The organism is Brevundimonas sp. CURTG3B2_SDJG (genome assembly GCF_057364705.1).
In genome coordinates this window covers 1-1,143 of sequence record NZ_JBNFOJ010000502.1, presented here as the reverse complement: position 1 = coordinate 1,143, position 1,143 = coordinate 1, and the positions used below count along the sequence as shown (strand labels likewise).

Here is a 1,143-nt window from a genome sequence, read left to right as displayed (position 1 = left end):
CGGGCCATGGCTGCGGGCGCCGGGGGCGGAGACCAGGGACCGGCCGGCGATGACGACGGCCAGCAGCGCCAAGACCGCCCCGGCGCGCAGGAAGCCGGACACCTCGCGGTCGGTCAGCAGGGCCCACCACAGGTCGTCGGTGTAGGCGACGTCGCGCCAGGCGAAGAAGCCCAGCCAAAGGGCTCCGCCGACCACCGAGAGAACCAGGAGCACCCAGGATGGGGACAGGGCCTCGAACAGGCGCGAGCGCCGATCGAAGGCGTCGCGGCAAGGGGCCAGGACGAGCGCCAGCAAGGTCAGTTCAGCGGCCTCTTCCCAGTCCAGGCCCTTGAGAAGCGAGAAGACCGCGCCGCCGGCCAGGACGATCAGGGCGGCCAGCCAGGCGCCTCGCCGGCGCCGCCACAGGCCGGCGGCCAGCAGAAGCAGAAGGAAGCCGGCGATGCTGGCGGCGAAGTGGGACAGGTCGATCAGGATCGGCGGCAGGAAGCCGCGCACGGCCTGCAGCCGGTCGGCGAAGGCGGGGGTGACCCCGGACGCCAGCACGACGGTCGCCGCCGCGACCGAAAGCACCGCGAAGATCTGGGGCGACAGTTCGAACGCCAGCCCGGCCGCCCGGCCTCCGAGTCCACGCCGCCGGGTCGCTGAACCGCTCATGGCCGAGATAGACCCGGAATCGGCCAATCGGGGCAAGCCCAAGGTCATTTCGTGGCGCACGAAACAATCGGTCACAAGCCGTGTTCCCCACTCGGTGCGAGCCCTCCCTGCTCGCGTAGTTCAAGGCTGACATCATGCGAAAGACCGCGCTCCTCACCAGCGTCGCCGGCCTGTTCCTCATGACCGCTCCGGCGTTCGCCCAGGACACGGCCCCGCAAACCCCGCCGCCCGCCGCCCCGCCGGCAGCCGAGCAACCGAGCCTCACGCTGAACCCCGGACAGACCGTCCGCGGTTCGGACGGCGCCGAACTGGGCAAGCTCGTCGCGCGCGCAATACGCCGACCGGCCAGGAACTCGTCGTCCGCGGCGCCGACGGCCAGCTGCGCGGCGTGCCGACCGCCGGCATCGCCCAGCAGGGTTCGGACATCACCGTGAGCGTCAGCAGCGGGCAGTTCCAATCCTCGCCGGTGATCACCGACGCCGCGCCGCC

Annotated in this window: 1 pseudogene; it reads right to left on the bottom strand. The window is 71.9% G+C overall.

The annotated features are described in order from the left end of the window. Positions 1 to 729, bottom strand: a pseudogene (locus AC2W7C_RS18230) (hypothetical protein); the annotation flags it as partial. Between the last annotated feature and the right edge of the window lie 414 nt (positions 730 to 1,143).